Source organism: Synechococcus sp. UW179B, assembly GCF_900474245.1.
In the GTDB taxonomy this organism is placed as follows: domain Bacteria; phylum Cyanobacteriota; class Cyanobacteriia; order PCC-6307; family Cyanobiaceae; genus Synechococcus_C.
This window is the reverse complement of the sequence record NZ_UCNZ01000026.1, coordinates 226,322-245,923: the sequence shown is the minus strand read 5'-3', so window position 1 is coordinate 245,923 and position 19,602 is coordinate 226,322. Positions and strand designations below refer to the sequence as shown.

Annotated in this window: 18 protein-coding genes; 10 read left to right on the top strand and 8 right to left on the bottom strand. The window is 53.7% G+C overall.

Annotated elements, in window-relative coordinates; translation table 11 throughout:
- Positions 1-23 precede the first annotated feature (23 nt).
- A complete protein-coding gene (locus DXY38_RS12440) occupies positions 24-1,109 on the top strand; it encodes a molecular chaperone DnaJ (protein WP_115071889.1) in 1,086 nt (361 codons plus the stop codon).
- Positions 1,110-1,922: 813 nt separating this feature from the next.
- Here DXY38_RS12440 and DXY38_RS12435 read toward each other — a convergent pair.
- Positions 1,923-2,417, bottom strand: a complete 495-nt coding sequence (locus DXY38_RS12435) for an allophycocyanin subunit alpha-B (RefSeq protein WP_006852558.1) — start codon at positions 2,415-2,417, stop codon at positions 1,923-1,925.
- 80 nt (positions 2,418-2,497) lie between these two features.
- Here DXY38_RS12435 and rlmD point away from each other — a divergent pair, with 80 nt between their 5' ends.
- A complete protein-coding gene (rlmD, locus tag DXY38_RS12430; protein ID WP_115071888.1) occupies positions 2,498-3,892 on the top strand; it encodes a 23S rRNA (uracil(1939)-C(5))-methyltransferase RlmD in 1,395 nt (464 codons plus the stop codon).
- On the opposite strand, the gene pheT is transcribed toward rlmD, so the two are convergent.
- A complete protein-coding gene (gene pheT, locus DXY38_RS12425) occupies positions 3,870-6,320 on the bottom strand; it encodes a phenylalanine--tRNA ligase subunit beta (protein ID WP_115071887.1) in 2,451 nt (816 codons plus the stop codon). The two genes, rlmD and pheT, sit on opposite strands and share 23 nt — an antisense overlap.
- Before the next feature lie 127 nt (positions 6,321-6,447).
- On the opposite strand from pheT, the gene rpmG reads away from it, so the two are divergent.
- The 3 genes from rpmG to DXY38_RS12410 are packed head-to-tail and all read left to right on the top strand — an operon-like array spanning position 6,448 to position 8,970.
- Positions 6,448-6,642, top strand: coding sequence for a 50S ribosomal protein L33 (gene rpmG, locus DXY38_RS12420; RefSeq protein WP_007102505.1), 195 nt, complete (start codon positions 6,448-6,450; stop codon positions 6,640-6,642).
- Between the two features lie 38 nt (positions 6,643-6,680).
- Entirely contained in the window at positions 6,681-6,902 is a 222-nt protein-coding gene (rpsR, locus tag DXY38_RS12415; protein ID WP_006041316.1) for a 30S ribosomal protein S18, read from the top strand.
- Positions 6,856-8,970, top strand: coding sequence for a ribonuclease catalytic domain-containing protein (locus tag DXY38_RS12410; RefSeq protein WP_115071886.1), 2,115 nt, complete (start codon positions 6,856-6,858; stop codon positions 8,968-8,970). Before rpsR ends, DXY38_RS12410 begins: the two co-directional genes overlap by 47 nt.
- An 11-nt stretch (positions 8,971-8,981) precedes the next feature.
- On the opposite strand, the gene DXY38_RS12405 is transcribed toward DXY38_RS12410, so the two are convergent.
- Positions 8,982-10,808 (bottom strand): FAD-dependent oxidoreductase, encoded by a 1,827-nt coding sequence (locus DXY38_RS12405; RefSeq protein ID WP_115071885.1) that lies wholly within the window; start codon positions 10,806-10,808, stop codon positions 8,982-8,984.
- Complete coding sequence (locus DXY38_RS14115) at positions 10,805-10,939, bottom strand: hypothetical protein (protein ID WP_006852552.1); 135 nt, start codon at positions 10,937-10,939, stop codon at positions 10,805-10,807. The genes DXY38_RS12405 and DXY38_RS14115 overlap by 4 nt, the downstream gene beginning before the upstream one ends.
- Before the next feature lie 71 nt (positions 10,940-11,010).
- On the opposite strand from DXY38_RS14115, the gene metG reads away from it, so the two are divergent.
- Positions 11,011-12,555 carry a methionine--tRNA ligase gene (gene metG / locus DXY38_RS12400; protein ID WP_115071884.1) on the top strand — a complete coding sequence of 515 codons (1,545 nt, stop codon included), beginning with the start codon at positions 11,011-11,013 and terminating at the stop codon, positions 12,553-12,555.
- Complete coding sequence (gene lptC, locus DXY38_RS12395; protein ID WP_115071883.1) at positions 12,552-13,769, top strand: LPS export ABC transporter periplasmic protein LptC; 1,218 nt, start codon at positions 12,552-12,554, stop codon at positions 13,767-13,769. Before metG ends, lptC begins: the two co-directional genes overlap by 4 nt.
- A gap of 616 nt (positions 13,770-14,385) precedes the next feature.
- Here the strand turns inward: lptC and DXY38_RS12390 are convergent.
- Positions 14,386-15,102 (bottom strand): Coq4 family protein, encoded by a 717-nt coding sequence (locus tag DXY38_RS12390; protein ID WP_115071882.1) that lies wholly within the window; start codon positions 15,100-15,102, stop codon positions 14,386-14,388.
- Positions 15,103-15,629: 527 nt separating this feature from the next.
- Here DXY38_RS12390 and DXY38_RS12385 point away from each other — a divergent pair.
- Positions 15,630-15,956 carry a hypothetical protein gene (locus DXY38_RS12385; protein ID WP_115071881.1) on the top strand — a complete coding sequence of 109 codons (327 nt, stop codon included), beginning with the start codon at positions 15,630-15,632 and terminating at the stop codon, positions 15,954-15,956.
- Positions 15,957-16,293: 337 nt separating this feature from the next.
- Here DXY38_RS12385 and DXY38_RS12380 read toward each other — a convergent pair whose 3' ends face one another.
- The 3 genes from DXY38_RS12380 to DXY38_RS12370 form a co-directional block, all read right to left on the bottom strand.
- Positions 16,294-16,932, bottom strand: coding sequence for a hypothetical protein (locus DXY38_RS12380; RefSeq protein WP_115071880.1), 639 nt, complete (start codon positions 16,930-16,932; stop codon positions 16,294-16,296).
- A 347-nt stretch (positions 16,933-17,279) separates the two neighbouring features.
- On the bottom strand, positions 17,280-17,606 hold the full coding sequence (locus DXY38_RS12375) for a hypothetical protein (protein WP_115071879.1): 327 nt from the start codon (positions 17,604-17,606) through the stop codon (positions 17,280-17,282).
- A gap of 140 nt (positions 17,607-17,746) precedes the next feature.
- The gene (locus DXY38_RS12370; RefSeq protein ID WP_115071878.1) at positions 17,747-18,415 is read right to left on the bottom strand and encodes a cofactor assembly of complex C subunit B; all 669 of its coding nucleotides are present in this window, start codon (positions 18,413-18,415) and stop codon (positions 17,747-17,749) included.
- A gap of 68 nt (positions 18,416-18,483) precedes the next feature.
- Here DXY38_RS12370 and DXY38_RS12365 point away from each other — a divergent pair, with 68 nt between their 5' ends.
- Complete coding sequence (locus DXY38_RS12365; RefSeq protein WP_115071877.1) at positions 18,484-18,891, top strand: tellurite resistance TerB family protein; 408 nt, start codon at positions 18,484-18,486, stop codon at positions 18,889-18,891.
- Positions 18,892-18,921: 30 nt separating this feature from the next.
- On the top strand, positions 18,922-19,599 hold the full coding sequence (psb32, locus tag DXY38_RS12360; protein ID WP_006852534.1) for a photosystem II repair protein Psb32: 678 nt from the start codon (positions 18,922-18,924) through the stop codon (positions 19,597-19,599).
- Positions 19,600-19,602: the final 3 nt, after the last annotated feature.

Here is a 19,602-nt window from a genome sequence, read left to right as displayed (position 1 = left end):
CTCAGATCATCGCGGCAAGCTGAATGGGGCGTCGGATCACACTTGAACTACCTGATCATCTCGTTGATCGCCTCGACGAGCTGAAAAAGGAGTGGTGCATCAGGTCCAGAGGCGATTGCTTAACGCGATTGCTGGAAGAGATATGGACGGACGAAACCGATCTTGAAGCCGATCTCGCGACACCTGTTGATGGTTTTCTCGACACTGGCAGCATCGAAGATTCAGAGCTGTCATCGGTCACGACCTCCACGGATGCAGTGGGATCCGAGCAAAGCTCGCGAGCAACGGAACCCTCGTACGACGAAGACCGGGCCATCGTCTTGGTTCGCCGTCGTCAAGAGCCTGAGACGCAAGACATCGCTGCGGTGCTATCAGCCGACACGAGTCAACCCAAGGACAACAGCACGAAAAGTCGAGGCATCGACTTACCCGGATTTGTGCGCAGCCGCACGCAGGCTATCCGAACCAGTCTGCAGCATCCAAAAGCGCCAGAAGAACGACGTGACAGTCCCTTTGTCCCCGTGGTCAGCTTTGATCACCTCACCGCTTGCAGCGATAAGGCCATTGAACATTGGACCAATCTCTATGGATCGAAACCCGGAGCAACGGTGCTGGAGGCGGTGATGCTCTGGATGGCTCGAGATATTTGGCCCCAATTGGATGGAAGCGAGGGACGCACCTTCACCTGGAGCCAGGTAAATCAATCGATGCAGGATGTCTGCGCTGAATGGTCCGTTCAGTCTCCAAAATTTGAACATGTGATTGTCGCTGCTGCCGTTCTCGAAGATCCGTTTGCCGCCGGCAGCGTGGCAGATCGGATCCCAACCTTGATTCGTCGGTTTGTGAACCGCTTCAAACGGAGTCGGCGTGTGACTTCTTTTGAAACCTTGGAATCCACCATGACCCTGCATGGAGCCTTGCGTTTGCTCGATCTGCCCACGCAAGCTGGAGCATCCCTCACACTGCGCTCCATCCGAGATGCGTACAAGAAAAAGGCGATTGAAGCCCATCCAGATGCAGGTGGCTCTACGGATGGAATGAGACGACTGAATGAGGCTTACCAGATGCTGCGGGAGCTCTACAGAGACAAAGAGTCGCAGCCGTCTTAGCCGAGTCAATCTATTGGACTCATTGCAAGACCTAGCTGAGACACAAAAGACTTATATGTCTCGTCCTAGTCCCAAGTCAAGACCCATATTGAGTCTCAAGCAAGACGTGCGATTGAATTGTTGTTATCGCATCACTTTTCCATCGTTTTAAATGCGGGAGCCACTAATCCCTTGTCCCCTGAACCAATAAAAACCACATCATCATCCAGACCTAAAACTCCATCGTGCTTCGTATCTCGATCGGATCAGCATGCGCAAGCTGTCCAAGCCTTCCAATCCCGTGTCCAAGCCAACCCTGGCCAAAGCCAAAACTAGCTAGGGCAACGGTTTTTAAGTTTGCGTACCTGCTGTAGACACAGTGACGCAAGACGATTGGCCTACCGCGCCAGCTCACTGAGCCAAGCAAACGGGCGAACAATCAACAGCAGAGACCAAGCCCTGGCCCCAGTCAAAAACCTGTCTTATTAATCGCAGCTGAGACGCAAAATGAGTCTCATTTGAAGTCCAAATTAAGACTCACGATGCGATCAAAGGACGCGTTCCGTACGCTTGGCCATGAGAAGTTCCGCCCAGCAACACCTGGCGCCCGCAACATCAAATCTTGCCAACCAAGGGATCGCTTTCACGCCTAGCAACGCTTCCATGAACACCCCCATGAACAGCGCCCCATCACCGGGTTGTAGTAGTGGCAGCTGAGACTAGAGTTGAGACACATCTTGAGTCTCACTTAAGACGCATAAAAGCAAGATTGGTGGTTGTTGGCATTAAAAAAAGCCGCCTCTTTGGGCGGCCATTGGATCAAAGCAAGACGGTTTAGGTCGAGGTCTGCATCCCTTGGATGAGGTAATCAAAGTAAGGAGCCGCAAGTGATTGCTGGTCTTCTGAAAGAAGTGCCAGGGAAGCCTCTCTCATGCAGCGCATGGCTTCCACCATTCCAGGCATCGGAACACCAAGACTGTTGTACATCTCGCGGGCACCTACAAGACCAATCTGTTGGATGAGCTCCGTACTGCCTGCCAAAACGCCGTAGGTCACGAGGCGAAGGTACCAGCTGTAGTCCCGCAAGCACTGGGCACGCTGCTTCTGACCGAAGGCATTGCCTCCAGGAGCAACGTATTCCGGTTTTCGACTGAACAGCTGTTTCGCTGATTCGTCGACAATTTTCTTCTCGTTCTCAGTGAGACTTCGAACAACCGATAAACGAATCGAACCCTGGCTGAGGAAATCAACCATGGATCGCAGTTCACCGCTGCTGGGGTAACGCAGATCGTCATCTGCTTGGAGAATCAGATCCCGAACAACGCTCATGTCAGCTGGCAAGCTTGAATGAGTCTAGAGCTATCGATCGCTTCGCATGAATTTGCAGCGATTGGTGTTACGCCTTTGCAATGGCCCAGTCCTTGAGCGACCCACCAGTAGCTGGTCAAATCATTACCGTTCTGGCCACCGATCTCAATCACCAGGGCCTGGGATTGGCTCGCTGGGAAGGCTGGGTGGTGGTCGTTCCCCAGTTGCTTCCAGGGGAAGAGGCCCAGGTGCAATTGCTGCAACGCAAGAAGTCGCAATGGTTTGCGCGCCATCTCAAAACGTTGGTGGCAGCCCCAGGCTCGAGGAAAGCACCTTGCATCCTTGCCAAAGACTGTGGAGGGTGTTCGCTCCAACACCTCGAAGAAAGCATTCAGGGGGAATGGAAGCGCAACCGTCTTGAACAAACCCTGAAACGGATCGGTGGGATTGACATCCAGTCCCCGGAACCGATCAACAGCGATCTTGAGCACTTGGGCTATCGCAATCGAGCTCTGATTCCCCTGCTTCGACAAGAGGATCAGCTGCGGTTGGGGTACTACCGCCGTGGCAGCCATCGAATCGTGAACCTCAATCGTTGTCCTGTCTTAGACCCACGCATCGATGCCTTAATCAAACCCCTGAAGCAAGACCTCGAAGCCAGTGGTTGGCCAGCCGATGCTGACTTGCGTGGAGAACCCGGTCTTCGCCACCTTGGTTTGCGCGTAGGTATGCGAACAGGCGAAATCCTGATCACCTTGGTCAGTGCCACGCCCGAACTCAAAGGGATCAAAGAACTGGCCTTGGAGTGGATGAACCGTTGGCCTGCCGTAGCAGGTGTGACCCTGAACCTCCAACCGCGCCGGAGCAATACGGTGCTCGGAGCGATCACCCACACGGTCGCTGGTCGCGATTGCATCAGCGAACGCTTCTGCGATCTTCAACTCCTGCTTGGAACCACCACCTTTTTCCAAATCAACACCGCTCGTGCCGAGCAGATCGTGATTGTTTTGCGGGAGTGGCTGCTTCAGCGTGAAGGATGCAAGCGCATCATTGATGCCTATTGCGGCATCGGGACGATCAGCTTGCCCATCGCTGCAGCTGGCATCGGCGTGGTGGGGCTTGAGATCAATCCGGCCTCAGTCCAACAGGCGCGCCAAAACGCGGCCTTAAATGGACTTACGGATGCTCGCTTTGAAGCCGGTGACGTGGCCTCTCTGCTGAGTGATTCCCTGCCAGATCACGATGCTCTTGTGGTGGACCCACCGCGAAAAGGATTGGCAGCAGATGTGCTCGAAGCCATTCTGAACTGTCCACCCAAGAGCCTGGCCTACTTGAGTTGTGACTCAGCAACCCTGGCGAGGGACCTCAAGCGCCTGGTCTCAGACGATGGTCCCTATGCCATTGATCGCATTCAACCCGTGGACTTTTTTCCCCAGACAACCCATCTGGAATGCCTGGTTCTTTTGAAGCGCATCAACTGCGAAGTTCAACCTTGAATTGTTTGACCAAAGCCTGTCGAACCTTCTCTTGCACGGGCTGAAGCTGCTCATCGGTGAGCGTGCTGTCCTTGCCGCGATACCGAAGCCGGAATGCTTGGCTGCACTGATCATCAGGGAGTTGACCACCTTCAAACCGATCAATCAACTCGACACTTTCGAGAAGGGGCTTCCCCGCTTTCCGAATGGCCTGCATCAGGTCAGCAGAAGGCAATGTCTTTGGCACAAGCATGGCGAGATCTCGTTCCATCGCTGGGAGCGTTGAGAAGGCCTTGAAGGAAGGCACCCAGCGATTGCGACGCGTTACCGCTTCCAGGAGACGGTGCAGATCCAGATCAAACAAATAGGTGGCATCAGGGAGCTCGTACTGAGCACACAACATGGGGTGAAGCTGACCAAAGCAACCAAGGGCTCGGCCTTCCACCATCACCGCTGCAGCCCGACCGGGATGGAGCCGCGGATCGTCCGATAAGGGGCGGTCGTTGGTTTCCAAGCCCAAGGAATGCAAAACGGAGGCGAGTGCTCCACGAGCCGTGTAGTAATCGGGGACGAGGGCCTTACCGCTTGTCGCCCAGCGTGAAAGACGCCGTTCTCCGCAAATCACCCCACCAAGACGGGCTGTCTGCACAATCTCCTGGCCCTTCGGCTGGAACACATGGCCGATTTCAAACAGCCAACAACCGGGCTGGGAGGCCTGCAGGTTGCGTTGACAGACCTGGAGATGCTCCTGCCAGAGCGCGGTTCTGAGATGGCTGGTTTCGGCCAACAATGGGTTGCTAATCGGAATCCGATTGGGATCATCCGCATCTGCTCCAGTAAGCGATAAGCAGGTGATCTCTTGGAGGCCAGCACTACAAAGCCGACGGCGCAAACGGCGCTCCGCCTGCTGCATATCTGTGAGACCACCGGGCACCAAAGGATCAGGCAAGTGAGCACCAAAACAGTCGAAACCGACAAGACGAGCCACCTCTTCAATCAGATCCACCTCCCGAAGCAGGTCCATCCGACGGGAAGGAGGCACCACCACCGACCAACCATCCTCTGAAGCCTTGAGCTCACAACCAAGCGCAGACAGACACGCCTCCACCTGTTCATCACTCACATCGGTTCCTTGATCGTCGTCAGAAGCCAAGGGACCCAGCAGTTGATGAAGAGCATGACGTCTCAGGTTCACCACGGGTTCTGGCCCTTCCTCAGCACAGCACTGCCAACTGCGGCCTGCCACACCTCCCAGAAGTTGTTCCATCAGTTCCAGCGCCCGTCCGGCTGCTGGCAAGGTGATCTGACGCGGCAAGCCCTTCTCGTAACGGGAACTAGCGTCCGTACGCAGACCTGTTGCCCGGCTGCTGCTACGGATCGAAGCGGGAGTGAACAGGGCTGATTCCAACCAGATTTTGTTGGTAGTGGCCGTCACACCGCTCTCCGCACTGCCGATCACCCCTGCAATCGCGACCGGTCGATCACGACAGGTCACCAGCTGAACGCGATCGTCCACTTCGATGGTGCGACCGTCTAAGCCCGTGAAGGGTTCCTTGGCCCGGCCTTGCCGAAGGCCGAAATCAGAAGGCTTTAGGTCGCTGCCACAGAGCCGCTCCAAGGCATCAAGATCGAAGGCATGCAGGGGTTGGCCTTGTTCCAACATCACCAAATTGGTGATGTCCACAATCGCGTTCACAGGGTTCACGCCCGCCCGGAGAAGTCTCTGTTGGACCCAAGCAGGAGCGTCTTTGCCACCATCAAGACCACTCACTTCGGTTAAGGCGTACACGCCCCCCTCCTTCATGGCGGCAGCGTGTTCCTCGGAAGGGTTCAAGTCGGCTGTCAACTCTGGAGCCACAGGCTTGGGCAATTGCAGCGCTGCTCCGGTCAGTGCCGCCACTTCCCTGGCGATTCCTGTCATCGACAGACCGTCTGGTCGATTCGCGGTGATCGCCAATTCCAGAACGGTGTCATCCAAGCCAAGGCATGACGCCACGGCTGTACCCGGTGCTGGAAGGCTGTCCAGCAGATCATCTAAGACCGCAATGCCGTCAACATCCGTGGGTTGCCCGAGCTCGGCGAGCGAACAAATCATTCCCTGACTGGCGACCCCACGCAGCTCACCAGCCTTAATCGTGAGATTGACCGCAGGAAGGACAGCGCCAATGGTGGCGACAGGCACATGGATGCCCGCCCGTACGTTGCTGGCTCCACAAACGATCTGAACGGTCTCCTCAGCCCCGATGTCCACAACACAGACGCTGAGCTTGTCGGCATTGGGATGTTTGTCCCGCTCCAAAACGTGGCCCACCACAACGCCTTGAGCCAATCGACTCAAATCGTCGATCTCCTCCACCTCAAATCCAGCCATGGATAGGCGCTCGCCTAGTTGATCAGCGGCTTCATTTACCTGGACGAGATCCTGCAACCAGGAAAGGGAGACCCGCACGTCAACGTTTCAATCAGAGGTGGATCCTACGAAGCACCGTGAATCGGCAAAAATTTGAATGGTGTCAGTCGAAGATGTAAAGTCGATCTTTGTTACTACGCTTCGCTACTGCGGCGCAACGTCCTTTATGGCTAAGAACAAGGGCGTCCGGATCGTGATCACTCTCGAGTGCACTGAATGCCGGTCCAATCCCGCCAAGCGTTCTCCCGGAGTGTCTCGCTACACCACCGAGAAGAATCGCCGGAACACCACCGAACGGCTGGAGATCAAGAAGTTCTGTCCCCACTGCAATAAGTCGACTCCCCACAAGGAGATCAAGTGACCTTGCAGGTCTTCATCCTTCAACAGCGTTCCTAAGTCATGTCTAGTTCCTTCTTTAAGAAGCGTCTTTCTCCGATCAAACCCGGAGATCCCATTGATTACAAAGATGTGGATCTTCTCAAGAAATTCATCACCGAGCGAGGAAAGATTCTTCCTCGTCGCCTGACCGGGCTCACGGCCAAACAACAGCGCGATCTCACGAACGCCGTGAAGCGTGCACGCATCGTTGCATTGCTGCCCTTCGTCAACCCTGAAGGCTGATCCACTGGCTTCGTCCTCTCTCCAACCAGGAGATCTTGTCGGCGTTCAAGAGTCGAAGGGGAACCAGTTGGCTGTTGTCGAATCTCTTCAAGGCAGCAAAGCGCGCCTGAAGCTCGGCTTTGATCGCAAATCGGTTGTCTTACCCCAGCGGCAACTCAATCTTCTCTGCCCCCTGCCTTCCGGAGCCGATCTCCCGGATGGGCTGGGGGCATCTCCTTGGCATCTCAAAGCCGAGAACGTCCACCCCTCTTGTCTCGATCGTCGCAGCTGGGGCTCAGCATGGCTCTTACTGCAAGAGGCGGATGAGACCGTTGAGATTGATTTTTTTAGTGATCTGGTTTGCGGAGGAAGCAGTCCAAGCCAACTAGCGCTCTGTTGGCTTGCCTTGATGGGGCCCCAACTCTGGTTCCGTTACAAGCAAGATCAGATCACGGCTCGCTCGGCCACCGAACTCAAACAGCTGCGGCGTCAGCAACGGCTCAAAACTCTTGAGCAGCAGAGAGAACAGCGTTGGAAGCAGCTGTTGAGCAACCGACAACAGGTTGATCTTCCAAGTCTCCCCCAAACGCTCCGAGACAGATTCGAGCAGCTAAAAGACTTGATTTCAGGTTCCCTCGAATTTGCGCAACTCGAGCGGGTCGTCCAACAAAGCCTGGTGGGTCTGCGTCTCGATCAAGACCGGGCTGAACTTCGACTGCTCTTGGTGGATCTCGGCCTTTGGGACCCTCATCAACTGGCATCGATGGCGGGCACAACCTGGTCATCCGGATTTAGCCCGGCACTGCTTGAGGAAGCGGAACGCTTGGTGGAACTCAACGAGAGCGAGCTCCCCGGCGACTCCGAGCGCATCGATCTTTGCCATCAGCGCTGCGTCACCATCGACGATGAAGACACCCGTGATATCGATGACGGGATCGCGCTCGAGCGCCGTGACGATGGCAGTCAAAGAGTCTGGATTCATATCGCCGACCCGGGGCGACTGATCGAGGCAGGCTCAGCCCTCGATCTGGAGGCCAGACGCCGCGGTAGCAGCCTGTATTTGGCGAAAGGCAATCTGCCGATGTTCCCCGAATGCCTGTCGACGGGGCCTTTCAGTTTGCGCGCAAGGAAGCGCACCGCTGCCTGGAGCATCTGGGCTGAACTCAGCAGCGACGGTGAACTCGGAGATCACGGAATCCAACGCAGCTGGGTCCAACCCACCTATCGACTCAGCTACGAAGATGCCGATGAGTTGATCGAATTGGCACCTCCAGAGGACACCGATTTGGCGGAATTGGATGCGCTCCTCAGCCGGAGGCGTGACTGCCGAGTACGCCATGGAGCCTTGCTCATGGATCTTCCAGAGGGCCGCATTCGTTGTCGAGATGGTCAGCCATCTCTCGAAGTGAGTGAACCAGGCAGATCAAGGCAGATGGTGGCTGAAGCCATGATCTTGGCGGGAGCGGTCGTGGCCCGATTTGCGGAAATCAACGACCTGGCCTTGCCGTTCCGCAGCCAACTGACTGCTGACCTCCCCCCCAGCTCCGAATTGGATGCCCTCCCAGATGGGGCCGTTCGATTCGCCGCCATCAAGCGCTGTCTCAGTCGCGGAATCATGGGGACCCAACCCGCAGCCCACTTCAGCTTGGGACTTGCCTCCTATGCCCAAGCCACATCCCCCATTCGCCGCTATGGCGATCTCGTTGTGCAGAGGCAATTGCAAGCCCTATTCAGCAGCAAGGAGAGTGGCGAAGGCAGTCGCGAAGAACCGCTTGACCGTGATGATCTTCAAGCCCTCTTGAATGATTTCGATGCCGCGGTGCGAGAAGGCATTGGCATTTCTCGAGAAGATCAGCGCCATTGGCAGCAGGTTTGGTTTGAACACCATGGCAAGGAGCAGTGGGCTGCTCAGTTTTTGCGCTGGTTGCGTCCTCAGGATCAGCTTGGATTGGTGCGTATTGACGACCTCGCCATGGACGTTGCGGCTGAATGCCCACGCGATTCAGAACCAGGCGAGGGTCTGCTCATCACGGTGCAGCATGTGGACTCAGCGCGTGATCAGCTCAGACTTTTGGCCTCCGCTCACTAAAGGTCTTCAGGTCAGGAAACATCCTTTGAGCCAAGCAGGCTGATCGCCCGCAACCAGGGCCCCCAGGGGTTCGCGACGGCGAGCAACTCAACAGCTTTTGGACGGTCCTGATCCGCCAGCCAATCGCTCAGCTCGGGCTCAAGGGTGATCAGGGGCCAACGGCAACCGTCCGACCGTTCCAGCGCATATCCAGCGTTGCCATCAGGCACGAGTGTTCCGGACCAAACGTCCTGTTGAGGCTGGGGAGGCGGAGCCATTGAAGCCTGCTCCTCTGGACCGAGCCAGCAACCATTCGATCCCAGTAGCTCAGGGTTTTCAAGACAGGCACGCTGTCTTTGTTGCCAATGCGGATGGTGCCAGGGCGTATCCCAGAGCGGAACGATGCCAGAGGGGGCCGTGGGCTCCTCGATTAAGAGGTCTTGAAGCATTCGAACGGGCAGAGCAGCGAGTGAGCAGCGGAGCCGAATCGACAGGGCCGCCGCTGCTCCAGCAGCCTGTCCCACATTGAAAATGAGCGGTTGGAGCCTTGTCGCCCCATTGGCCATATGGCTTGTACTGAAACCCTTATCAGCAGCCAGCAGGTTTTCCACCTCAGCACTCACGAGCGCTCGATAAGGAATGCAAAAGGGAGTTCCTGTCCAGCGGCCACCCCAGCGACAGCTTTTGGGGGCGAGCGGCCAATCAGATCCTGGATAGTGATGGTCATTGGCGTAATTGCCAATCGCAATCGATTCCAGCTCTCCAGCGTCATTGAGGGGAAGGGCAGCGATCGATTGACCCGTTGCTTGAGGCAAGAGCTCCTGTTCAATCACGGTGTGAAGACCGATGATTCGCCGCCCCTCACGCCAGTAGGGCATCGCCGCCAAGCAGCCAGCCGGGCTTCCAGCCTCGCGAGGAAAGGCCTCGCCGCGCTTTAACCAACCAGCCGTACACCGCTCAAGCTGATCGGCAAAACGCAGGCTATGGGCTTGCATCTCAGCCAACAGCTCCTGCTCGGCTTTGGAATCGACGGCGAAGGCACGCTCGAGACCCCGATGCCAATCATTGCCGTGCAGGGGCCAATTCAGCATCACCAATCCCCCAGGCAGGCGCCCATAACTGATGGTGCGCTCCAGGCCAAAGGCTGCGCAGGCCTGTTCAAAGGGCTCGGGCAATAACGGTGCGCCCTGTGGATCCACTCCTGAAGCAGGATCAGCCACGAGTCGATCGCTCTGCAACTGCCCCATCACCACCCAGGTAGGTGACTGCACGGGCTGCTGCAGGAAAAAGTCTTCGCTCTTGAGGCGCTGCTCGCTGGGAGCACTTGGCTCCCCCCACAGCTCCTGAGGCTCCCAGCCCAAACGAAAGGGGGCCTCTGCCAAGGGCAGCAAATCTCCGCGATCACTGCCATCGATCAGCACATCGCAGCCAATGCGATGGACGTCAGCAGAGCGTTGAATCAACACGGCCTGCACGGATGATCCAGATCGCTCCACATCCAACAGCCGACAATCCGCCCACCACTGAAGATTCGGAAGGGCGTGCACCCAGTTTTGAAGGATGGCCTCCGCTGTCGTTGGCCGGTAGCCAAAGCAGCTCACCCAGTTTTGATCGAGGCCCTCAGCCTCTGCTTGATACAAAGCCCTGAGGAAGGCACCCCACAGACCGGTCTGCCAGGGCGCCAGTTCATTGCCATCCGGACAACACACACCTGCCGTGCTGACCATGCCTCCTAGCCAGTGACCAGGCGTGAGCAGAAGGGTGTTGGCACCAGATCGAGCCGCCTGAACGGCAGCGGCAACCCCACCGGTGCCACCCCCCCAGACCACGACAGGGCTATGGCAGGTGTGGGTGATCATGCCTGCGCTGAATCGCGACAGCTGATGCCATCAAGAGCAGGGGCGTGCTTGAGCTGGTCAGCCAAATGATGCAACGCTGCAAGCCATGGGGACCTGGCTTCATCTTCAAAGGCAACGTTGAGAGTCGGCATGAAGGAGCAAGGGGGTGGCGAAGGGGGGTCGTTAGGATCCAAGGCCGGAAGGGGAACACCCCGAGAGGACCATGATTTATACCCTTACAACCCCTCTTTACTACGTCAACGACAAACCACATTTAGGAAGCACTTACACCACCATTGCCTGTGATGCACTGGCTCGCTTTCAGAGACTGGAAGGCCACGACGTGGTGTTTGTGACTGGCGTTGATGAACACGGTCAAAAAATCCAACGCACAGCCGCTGCTCAGGGAATCAGTCCCATCGATCACTGCAATCGGGTCACAGCCAGCTACGAAAAGGCCTGGAAAGAATGGGATATCAGCCACGATCGATTTGTTCGAACCACATCCGCTCGCCACTTGCCGCTGGTCCAACAATTTTTTCAACGCTGTGAAGCAGCTGGAGATATTCGCAGTGGGCGGCAAACAGGTTGGTATTGCGTTGGCTGCGAGGAGTTCAAAGATGATCCTGCCGAAGCGACCAACCCGGCTTGTTCCATCCACCAGAAGCCATTGGAGTGGAGAGATGAAGAGAACCTCTTCTTTTGTTTGTCCCATTTCCAAAAAAAGATTGAAGCCCTGCTCAGTCAGCCTGATTTCATTGCGCCAGCGAGTCGACGCAAAGAGATTCAAAATTTTGTAGCTGGAGGTTTACGCGACTTTTCCATTTCAAGGGTGAATGTGGACTGGGGATTACCCGTACCGGGGCATCAAGGCCATACCTTTTATGTGTGGTTTGATGCCTTACTCGGCTACCTCACGGCTCTCTTAGATGACGGTGGAAGCATTGACCTAGAGCGCCTAAACGCTGCTGGCTGGCCAGCGGATCAGCATGTGATTGGCAAAGACATTTTGCGCTTCCATGCTGTGTACTGGCCGGCCATGTTGATGTCCGCAGGCTTACCTTTGCCCAAAAAGGTTTTTGGCCATGGTTTTTTAACCAGAGAAGGGCAAAAAATGGGCAAATCGATTGGAAATGTTCTTGACCCAGAAGTGCTCCTGAGTCGCTGTGGCACTGATGCCGTTCGCTGGTATCTCTTACGTGATATTCAGTTTGGAGACGATGGGGATTTCCAGCAACAGCGGTTTGTTGACCTCGTTAATAATGACCTTGCCAACACCATTGGAAATTTGCTGAACCGAACATCTTCGATGTCTCGAAAATGGTTTAACGAGTGCACTCCCATCGTTGACGAAGAAGACAGCGATCACCATGCATTACGCCAGGCTGCCGAAGCAGCGATTGCTTCTGTCCGGGCAGCCATGCCCTCCATGGCATTTCAAAACGCGGCTGAGGCCATTCTTCAGCTCGCCATTCAAGCGAACGGATATCTCAATGAGCAAGCACCTTGGAGCAAGATGAAAAAGGGTGGTCAAGACGCGCAAGTCGCCATCGACATATACGGGGTTTTAGAAAGCGCTCGACTCGTGGGATGGCTGTTGCAACCGCTGGTTCCCGATTTGAGTGAGCGGATTCTGACCCAGCTCAATCAAAGCGCATCAGCCACCGACTGGACGGGACAGCTGCAGTGGGGAGGCTTGGAATCGGGCCACCCGCTCCCCCAGCCACAACCGGTGATGCAACGATTGGAACTTGAAGAAGCACTGTGACCTTTGCCGAGCGATTCAACCACTTCAGATTGCTGAAAAGCAGCACCTGGATCACACCAGTAATTCTCAGCGTTCTCGTGCTGGGCTGCGCCTCCTCAACAGAGAACCGTTCAAAAACGGCTGCGCCGCTGCCATTTGTCTTTCGCAAACTAGAGCTCGAACAGAAAAAATCAAGCGGAGATATCGACTGGAAACTCTCAAGTCCTGAGGCGCGCTATGAACTCACTCGAAGATTGGTGAGGGCTAAGCGACCGGTTGGTGTTCTATACAGCAAAAACAAACCATCCTTCGAAATCAAGGCTGATTTCGCCGTAGTCGTCAACGACGGCGAACAAATCATGCTTGAAGGAGATGTTCAACTTCAACAAATAAATGGGCAAAAGATTTTAATCAAAGGTGAAAGGTTGCGTTGGGAACCAGAACTTTCTCGCCTCATCATGGAACAACAGCCAAGGGCATTTGATGATCGTTCAAGAATCTCCGCAACCCTGGCCATCCTTCAGCAAGATACCAATAGCCTCACACTCAGCGGCCCCGTCCAACTCGATCGCTGGCAAGACAAGCTTGCGCTCACTATCAAACCAGATACAGCGGTTCGCACAGGCCAGGCCACCTGGAACCTCGAGAACGGTTCACTCCAGGCCAATGGACCAGTTCTGGGCCAACGCCGAGATCAGGAAGGCGTTGTTCTAGAGCAACTGGAGGGGCGGGAATTAATAGGCAATACACAAAAAGGCCTGATCACAGTGAAATCTCCTGTGATGGTGACCATGCCGAAAAACAAAGGTCTCTTACGCGCCAAAGACACCAGCTGGAATTTCCGTAAACAAACCCTGAGTAGCACCGATCCATTTGAGGGTTTGATTAATCAAACCCAGATCAATGGCGAGAGTTTCCTTGCAGAACTCAATCAATCCACCGTGGTCATTCCCGAAGGCTGTCGCATCCAACAACCAGGAGAACAGTTGCAAGCGCGCCAATGCCGCTGGAATTGGAAAACCGACGAAGTGTTGGCAACGGGTGGGGTTCGCGTAGAGCGTGAAAGCAACAATCAAATCACCGAAGCAGAAACATTGAGCGGATCCGTGGGGAATGAGGGGTCACTTACGTTCACGGCACCGGGAAACAAAGTGCGATCCCAGGTCACGATTGACGAGGAGACAAACGATCGAGACCCAAACACGCAGCCATCTCAACCCCCAGTGCTGTTTTAAACGTCCTGCTAAATGACTTGCTTCAACGCCCGGGGAACTAAAGGAGCTTGCATCGTTCGTTGCCGATCGTTGCCGAAGCAGAACCCATCTCTCCAGCACCAGATCATTTTGGATTGAGGCAAAGCAGGAAAGCAACTGCTTAAAGCTCTCTGCTGCAATAAAAAATCCCGCTCGTGGCGGGGCGTGATGTAGTTCGTTGCTTGTCTTTGACTCAGAAGGTCGTACCACCAAGACCTGAAGTACCGCCGACTCGGAACTCAGGATGAACAACCATCATGCCTCCACCAAGTACATGCAGCCTCTGCTTTCTCAAGTGAGGAATAGACCGTAGGTGTTGCGGAAGAATAGTGATGAACGACTTTGCCAATAATTGGAACAATCACGCTTAGAGACAGCAAGAAAATAACCGTCTTGCCTTTCCTGGACTTCCAATCCATCTTATTAGTGAATATGCCCGTGACGCATGTTATCGGAAATGCTCAGATCCTTTATTGAACTAGGTCATCGTCACTAGCGTATCTCGAATGAGCCAGTTGTATCCACCACCAGCCACGCCTTCCAGCTCTTGCTCTGAAATCTCATCTTGAGCCCTAGTGAAATGGCGTAATCGAAACATTTAGGCATAGATGTCTTCCAAGTCCTCCTGGAACGGAGATGTCATCAGCAGCTTGTTAATACCCAGTTCATTCTGCCAATCGATAATCGGTCGTTCCCAGCCATCTTCCCAACGAGGGGAGAAAAGTTCAGGAACCTCCTGGCCAACTGCAATGCCGAAACCGATTGCATCCCAGATCAGCCTGCGCTCATTTGGTTCGTAGGCACCGCGCAGCATCCATGATGAAAGAACTCCGATGTGATATGGGCTTGATCCAGTGCTTGCATAAAACGCCGTCGCAGCAGCTTCACCTGCGACTGTGATCGGAAGACCGAGGATCGTGTGGTGAATCTCATGCAAACGTATAAATCTGGTTATCGCGAATTCTTCATCAGTTTGGAATTCTGATATCAGCGATTGATCAACTAAAAAAGAAAGCCCAAGTTTCTCCAGGCGGCGATGCACGCACCAACCAAGACTCCCTTTAGGCATAGCAGCCATTTGCTCAAGATCTGGCCATAGTGGTGAAGGCCGGTTGGCGAATAGCTCCTGAACTTTTGGGATGGCTAGAACTCTTTCAATACAATCTTTCTCCAGTTTAGTTTGTCCTGGGATTGCAAAATATCTGCCGTGTTGAAAATTTTTTTCAGGCTGCTTTGCTGTTTGCAAAATGGAAACTGCTAACTTTGTAGCACTTTTAGAAAATGATGACCGCACGTAGTGTTGCTGTTCTGACATCGATTGATGAAACTCCTAAGCAAAGAGTAGATGTAACAACCTGAATCCAAATCCCTCTAACGGGGGGTATAAAACACGGCGCTTTCCCCCATTCAGATGATTTTTAAGTTTAGAGAAGTCAGTTAACGGAACAGGTTAGACAATGAGATGCCATCAGAAGAAATCACAAATTGACATTTTTAGAAACGGCAGAATCAGCATCAGCAGCTGATTGAGCTTCCCCTAAAGATTGGTATCGCCTTTGGCCTTCTTCAAGAACTCATTGAGTGGCTCTTCTGACATCAACTCAAAGTGTATGTAGTAGTCATAGCAATGGTTTAGCCAAAACCCTGCTCATGGCGGGATTGATGAATCATGGACTAAAAAATAATCGCGATCAATCAAAACCGAGTCGCAAGATAATGTTGAGCAAGATTAAGCTATGCAGCCTTTAATCAATGACCTATGAACAAGAAAAGAGTTGCTCCCCTCCACAGGGTATTAGGATCTGATTTGTGACCACAAATCATTGATTATCTAATGCTGCAATGATTAAAGAAACTACAAATTTACTACTAGCTTCTCTTGTTATTCCTGTTGCAGTTATTGCTCAAGGATTAAAGAGCTCCATAAAGCAATGCGGCCCAGAAGTCTATGATGCGATGGAAGGAGAGAATCAATATACCTGCATTATTAAATCAGAAGCAATGCATTCAGACTCTACGAAGAGCTATATCGAAGAGTGCAAAATTACATACTCAAGAAAATACGAGAGATGGTCTGGCAGGCTGGTAGATAGGGTAGTCGATGAGGAATGTACATCTAAGTCTAAAGAGCCAGAGATAATCATTGAGTATCCTGAAGATTGGCCTTAGCTATACAATTTTCTTAGCACAATCCCAATTGTAGCGCGAGATTGGCGGCAATATCTGACATGCAGATCATTAACCAAAGATTCTGTCATGCATCCTTGTCGAAGTTAGTTTTGCTTCTGTAGTTTTAGACCTGAGCTCACTGCTTGATCGTGAATGCACAGCTGCAATCAATCCATATTCAATCGCAGTAGCACCACCAACAATGGCGGTGAGTTGATAGGGGATGAACACACCATCTCTCGATTCACAGGTGCTTTAAAGCAATAAAAAAACCCCACCGATTGGCGGGGTTTGCTGGAGACAAGGGGCAACTCTTGGGAATGCCCTCCTGCGCAGATCAGTAGTGATAGCGAGGAAGTGGCTGCTGGTAAGCAGGCTGTTGGTAAGCAGGCTGTTGGTAAGCAGGCTGTTGGTAAGCGGGCTGTTGGTAAGCGGGGTGGGCCTGTGGATAGGCAGTGCGCTGGTAGGACGTTTGTTGCACATGGCCGTAGCCGGCTGAGTAGTGGTGGCTGGGCTGAACAGCGTGGGGATAGCTGTTGCTCACGGTGCGATAGCCGTTGGATCCTTGCTGTTGCTGTTGCAATTGCAGCTTCATTTTGAGCAGCTCGATTTCTTGCTGCTGCTGGATGAGAGCTAGATCAGCGGAAGGCCGTGTTGGTTGCTGCTGCTGCCTCTGTTGGCTGTTATTGATGATGTGACCGATGAGTCCACCACCGAGTCCGATGAGTTGGCTCTGGGTGGAGTGACGGCGGTCGCGGCGGGCTTCATCAGAGGCCCAATCGCGGTGATCTTCGCAGCTGCGCCCAGTGACAAACCCACCACCACCTGGATTGCCTCCGCCCATTACAAAGGAATCACAGCCACCGGCCTCTCCGAATGTGTTGAACGGATTGGCTTGGGCGGCGTTGCCTGAGACAGAGAGAAGGGAGAGTCCAGCGGCGAGGGAAGCAGCAGCGATGGTTTTGATGGAAGTCATCGGTTTAAGAGGCGTGGGTGGTTGGGGTGGTGTTTCCCCCGATGAACACACCATCTCCGGAATCAATGGCTGAGGTGATGACCACCGTCAAGCGGTGCTGTGATCTTGCTCACAGGTGCTTCAAAGCAATAAAAAACTCCACCGATTGGCGGGGCCGTTGATGAATGAAAATGCTTGATGTAAATCATTGATCCCTGGCGGATTCAAAGCCAGGAGCCGTGCAGAGAAGGCAAATAAGAAGCCAACCCTGTGAGCACCCTTAGTAACCCTACAAAAGGTTTTTCCTGCGACATCTGATGGGTTGACTCCAGACGATAAACCTGAGCTTTGCAGCAGACCTTTCGTCGTCAATCTTGGTTGAGTTTCAACCCAGAAACTCGTCCAACACCAACCTGACCCTGGGATGCCGCTTCCACTAACTTCGATAGCTCTTTGTCGTCCAAGGTTTGGCTTCCTTGCACCTTAAGAGTCGACCAGTCGAACCTTGGAGTTTGGGGAGCTACGTTTTTGGCATTTTCCAGTAGAGACTTCGCAATAGACCTCGTATCTTCACCCGCTTTGTCACTCAGGAAAACGACCTGAGCAAGCGTTGGTGTGTCTTTTTCGCCATAAGCGAGGGTGACGAGATAAGGGAAGAACTGTGCTTTGTCAGCACTACCGGTGGATTCGCTCAAAGGTTGTTGATCTGAAAAATCTCAGTTTAAGTGTCGGCAATTGGTTCTAAGCCCCATCCAGCAAAGCGCGCTGGTTTTATCTAATTTCAACCTGTTTCAACAGCAGCGGCATCTCGCAAACGGAAAGCAAAGAAGTAGTGCTAGATCAACGATTCTTCTTCTGCTTCTAAAACTGATTCTGGTTCTGATTCGGCAACGGTCAGCGTTGTTTTAAGCCTCTCTGCCCAACCAGTGAGCCAACGTTCATCGGAACGACTAAAACATCGTTCCGACCAACCACCAATCACAACCCATCCGTTTTGACCTAAGGGTTGCACCATCACGGAGGGCAAGCCTGGCAAGACCGGATCAAATTCGGCTTTACCCGGGTAAAGGGCTGTTTTTACCAGAGATACCAGTTCTTGTTTTTGCAGGGATCGTCGACAGATCTCACCAGGTGCAAAATCACCAGAACCTAAAAGGCCCCGACGAAGTAGAACCGAACCCTTCCAAAACACAAGAATGGTGGCTGCAGAGGTTGCGGTTAGAAACTGATGGCTGCCCCACGCCAGTTCAGACCGGACCGTATCCGCTAAATCTGAGGAGAGCACAAAACCCTGTTCACCCTCCAGTTCAACAGCTTCCGGACTGCGTGGAGAAGCCCTTGTCCAGAGGATGGAAACGAGCATCAAGCCAACGCCTGCCATCCCGGCGAGAACATCGGCACGCTCCAAGCTGGGAGTGACCGTTTCTGCTGTGCTGGCGTTAAGGATGGAAAGCCCCAAAACAAGCACGCCTGCAAGCAAACACCATTGGGCGGATCTCAACATGTTTTGCAACTCATGAGCAGTCAGATCGATGCACTCTTGCTGAAATAGAAGTCAACGCTCCAACGCTGATGACGGAATCCGAAGCCTTTGCCGCGATTGCACTGGCCACAGTCGCTTGCGATGGAGTACTGGGCAAGGATGAAGCGCACGCATTGAGGCTTCAACTGGAATATCGAACCCCTTATAAGGATCGAAGCGAAAGTGAGATGGCAATGTTGTTTGACCAACTACTCAAACGCCTTCGCGAGCAAGGATCAAGACAATTGATCAAAGATGCCCTCCCCCAACTCAAAGAGTCCCAAAAGGAAACGGCTCTCGCTGTGGCCGTACAGCTGGTTCATGCTGATAGGACGGTGACGACTGAAGAGCAAACGTTTCTCAACGAACTCGCTCAAAGCGTTGATCTCCCTCAAGGCAAAGCACAAGCCGTGATGGACGCGATCATGGCCTTGAATCACGACAGCCTTGCCAGCTGACGACAGACTCCACCAATCGAACGCCTCATGATGCCTAGCCTTTTTAAGTCTCTTCAGCTGTTCATCGCCGCAAGTCTCTGTTTTTTCTTGGCAGTACCAGCGGGTTTTGCCTTATCGCCTCAAGACCTACCAGCTCAGCCGCCGGAGAAAGCCGTCCTTGATTCAGCTGATGTGTTGAGTCGAGCTGGAAAAAATGAAATTGAAGCTCGGCTGAATCAACTGGAATCCTCAAAGGTGGACGCCAGAGTCATCACTTTGCGGAAACTGGACTACGGGCTGAGCCTCACGGGATTCGGAGAGGAATTGGTGGAACGTTGGTCCAATAACGACAACAGCAGTGAGCGTCCACTCATCCTTTTCCTTGAGGAGACCCAGAACAAACAAGCTGCAATTGTTGTCTCAGCAGAGCTGAGTGATCAACTGCCAGACGCCTTGCTCCGCAGTACCGCGCGGACCACCATGAGTCAGCCGATGCGAGATGGAGAGCGATTCCGCCAGGCCTCCATGGATGGAATTGAACGCATTGCGGTGGTTCTCAATGGCGGTGAAGATCCCGGCCCTCCGGTTCAAATTGAACGCACCACCCTTCCCACAAACATTCCCACGGTCGAGGAAACGAGCGAAAGCAACGCTTTCACCTGGGTGATTGTGCTTCTAGTCGTTGGAACCATTGTTCCAATGGCCACCTGGTGGGTCTTTTCCCGCTAACCA

Coding starts and splice junctions, on each gene's coding strand:
- DXY38_RS12440 (WP_115071889.1), top strand. CDS start 24: ATGGGGCGTCGGATCACACTTGAACTACCTGATCATCTCGTTGATCGC.
- DXY38_RS12435 (WP_006852558.1), bottom strand. CDS start 2,417: ATGAGCGTTGTTCGGGATCTGATTCTCCAAGCAGATGACGATCTGCGT.
- rlmD (WP_115071888.1), top strand. CDS start 2,498: ATGGCCCAGTCCTTGAGCGACCCACCAGTAGCTGGTCAAATCATTACC.
- rpmG (WP_007102505.1), top strand. CDS start 6,448: ATGGCTAAGAACAAGGGCGTCCGGATCGTGATCACTCTCGAGTGCACT.
- rpsR (WP_006041316.1), top strand. CDS start 6,681: ATGTCTAGTTCCTTCTTTAAGAAGCGTCTTTCTCCGATCAAACCCGGA.
- DXY38_RS12405 (WP_115071885.1), bottom strand. CDS start 10,808: ATGATCACCCACACCTGCCATAGCCCTGTCGTGGTCTGGGGGGGTGGC.
- DXY38_RS14115 (WP_006852552.1), bottom strand. CDS start 10,939: ATGCCGACTCTCAACGTTGCCTTTGAAGATGAAGCCAGGTCCCCATGG.
- metG (WP_115071884.1), top strand. CDS start 11,011: ATGATTTATACCCTTACAACCCCTCTTTACTACGTCAACGACAAACCA.
- DXY38_RS12390 (WP_115071882.1), bottom strand. CDS start 15,102: ATGTCAGAACAGCAACACTACGTGCGGTCATCATTTTCTAAAAGTGCT.
- DXY38_RS12385 (WP_115071881.1), top strand. CDS start 15,630: ATGATTAAAGAAACTACAAATTTACTACTAGCTTCTCTTGTTATTCCT.
- DXY38_RS12380 (WP_115071880.1), bottom strand. CDS start 16,932: ATGACTTCCATCAAAACCATCGCTGCTGCTTCCCTCGCCGCTGGACTC.
- DXY38_RS12370 (WP_115071878.1), bottom strand. CDS start 18,415: ATGTTGAGATCCGCCCAATGGTGTTTGCTTGCAGGCGTGCTTGTTTTG.
- DXY38_RS12365 (WP_115071877.1), top strand. CDS start 18,484: ATGACGGAATCCGAAGCCTTTGCCGCGATTGCACTGGCCACAGTCGCT.
- psb32 (WP_006852534.1), top strand. CDS start 18,922: ATGCCTAGCCTTTTTAAGTCTCTTCAGCTGTTCATCGCCGCAAGTCTC.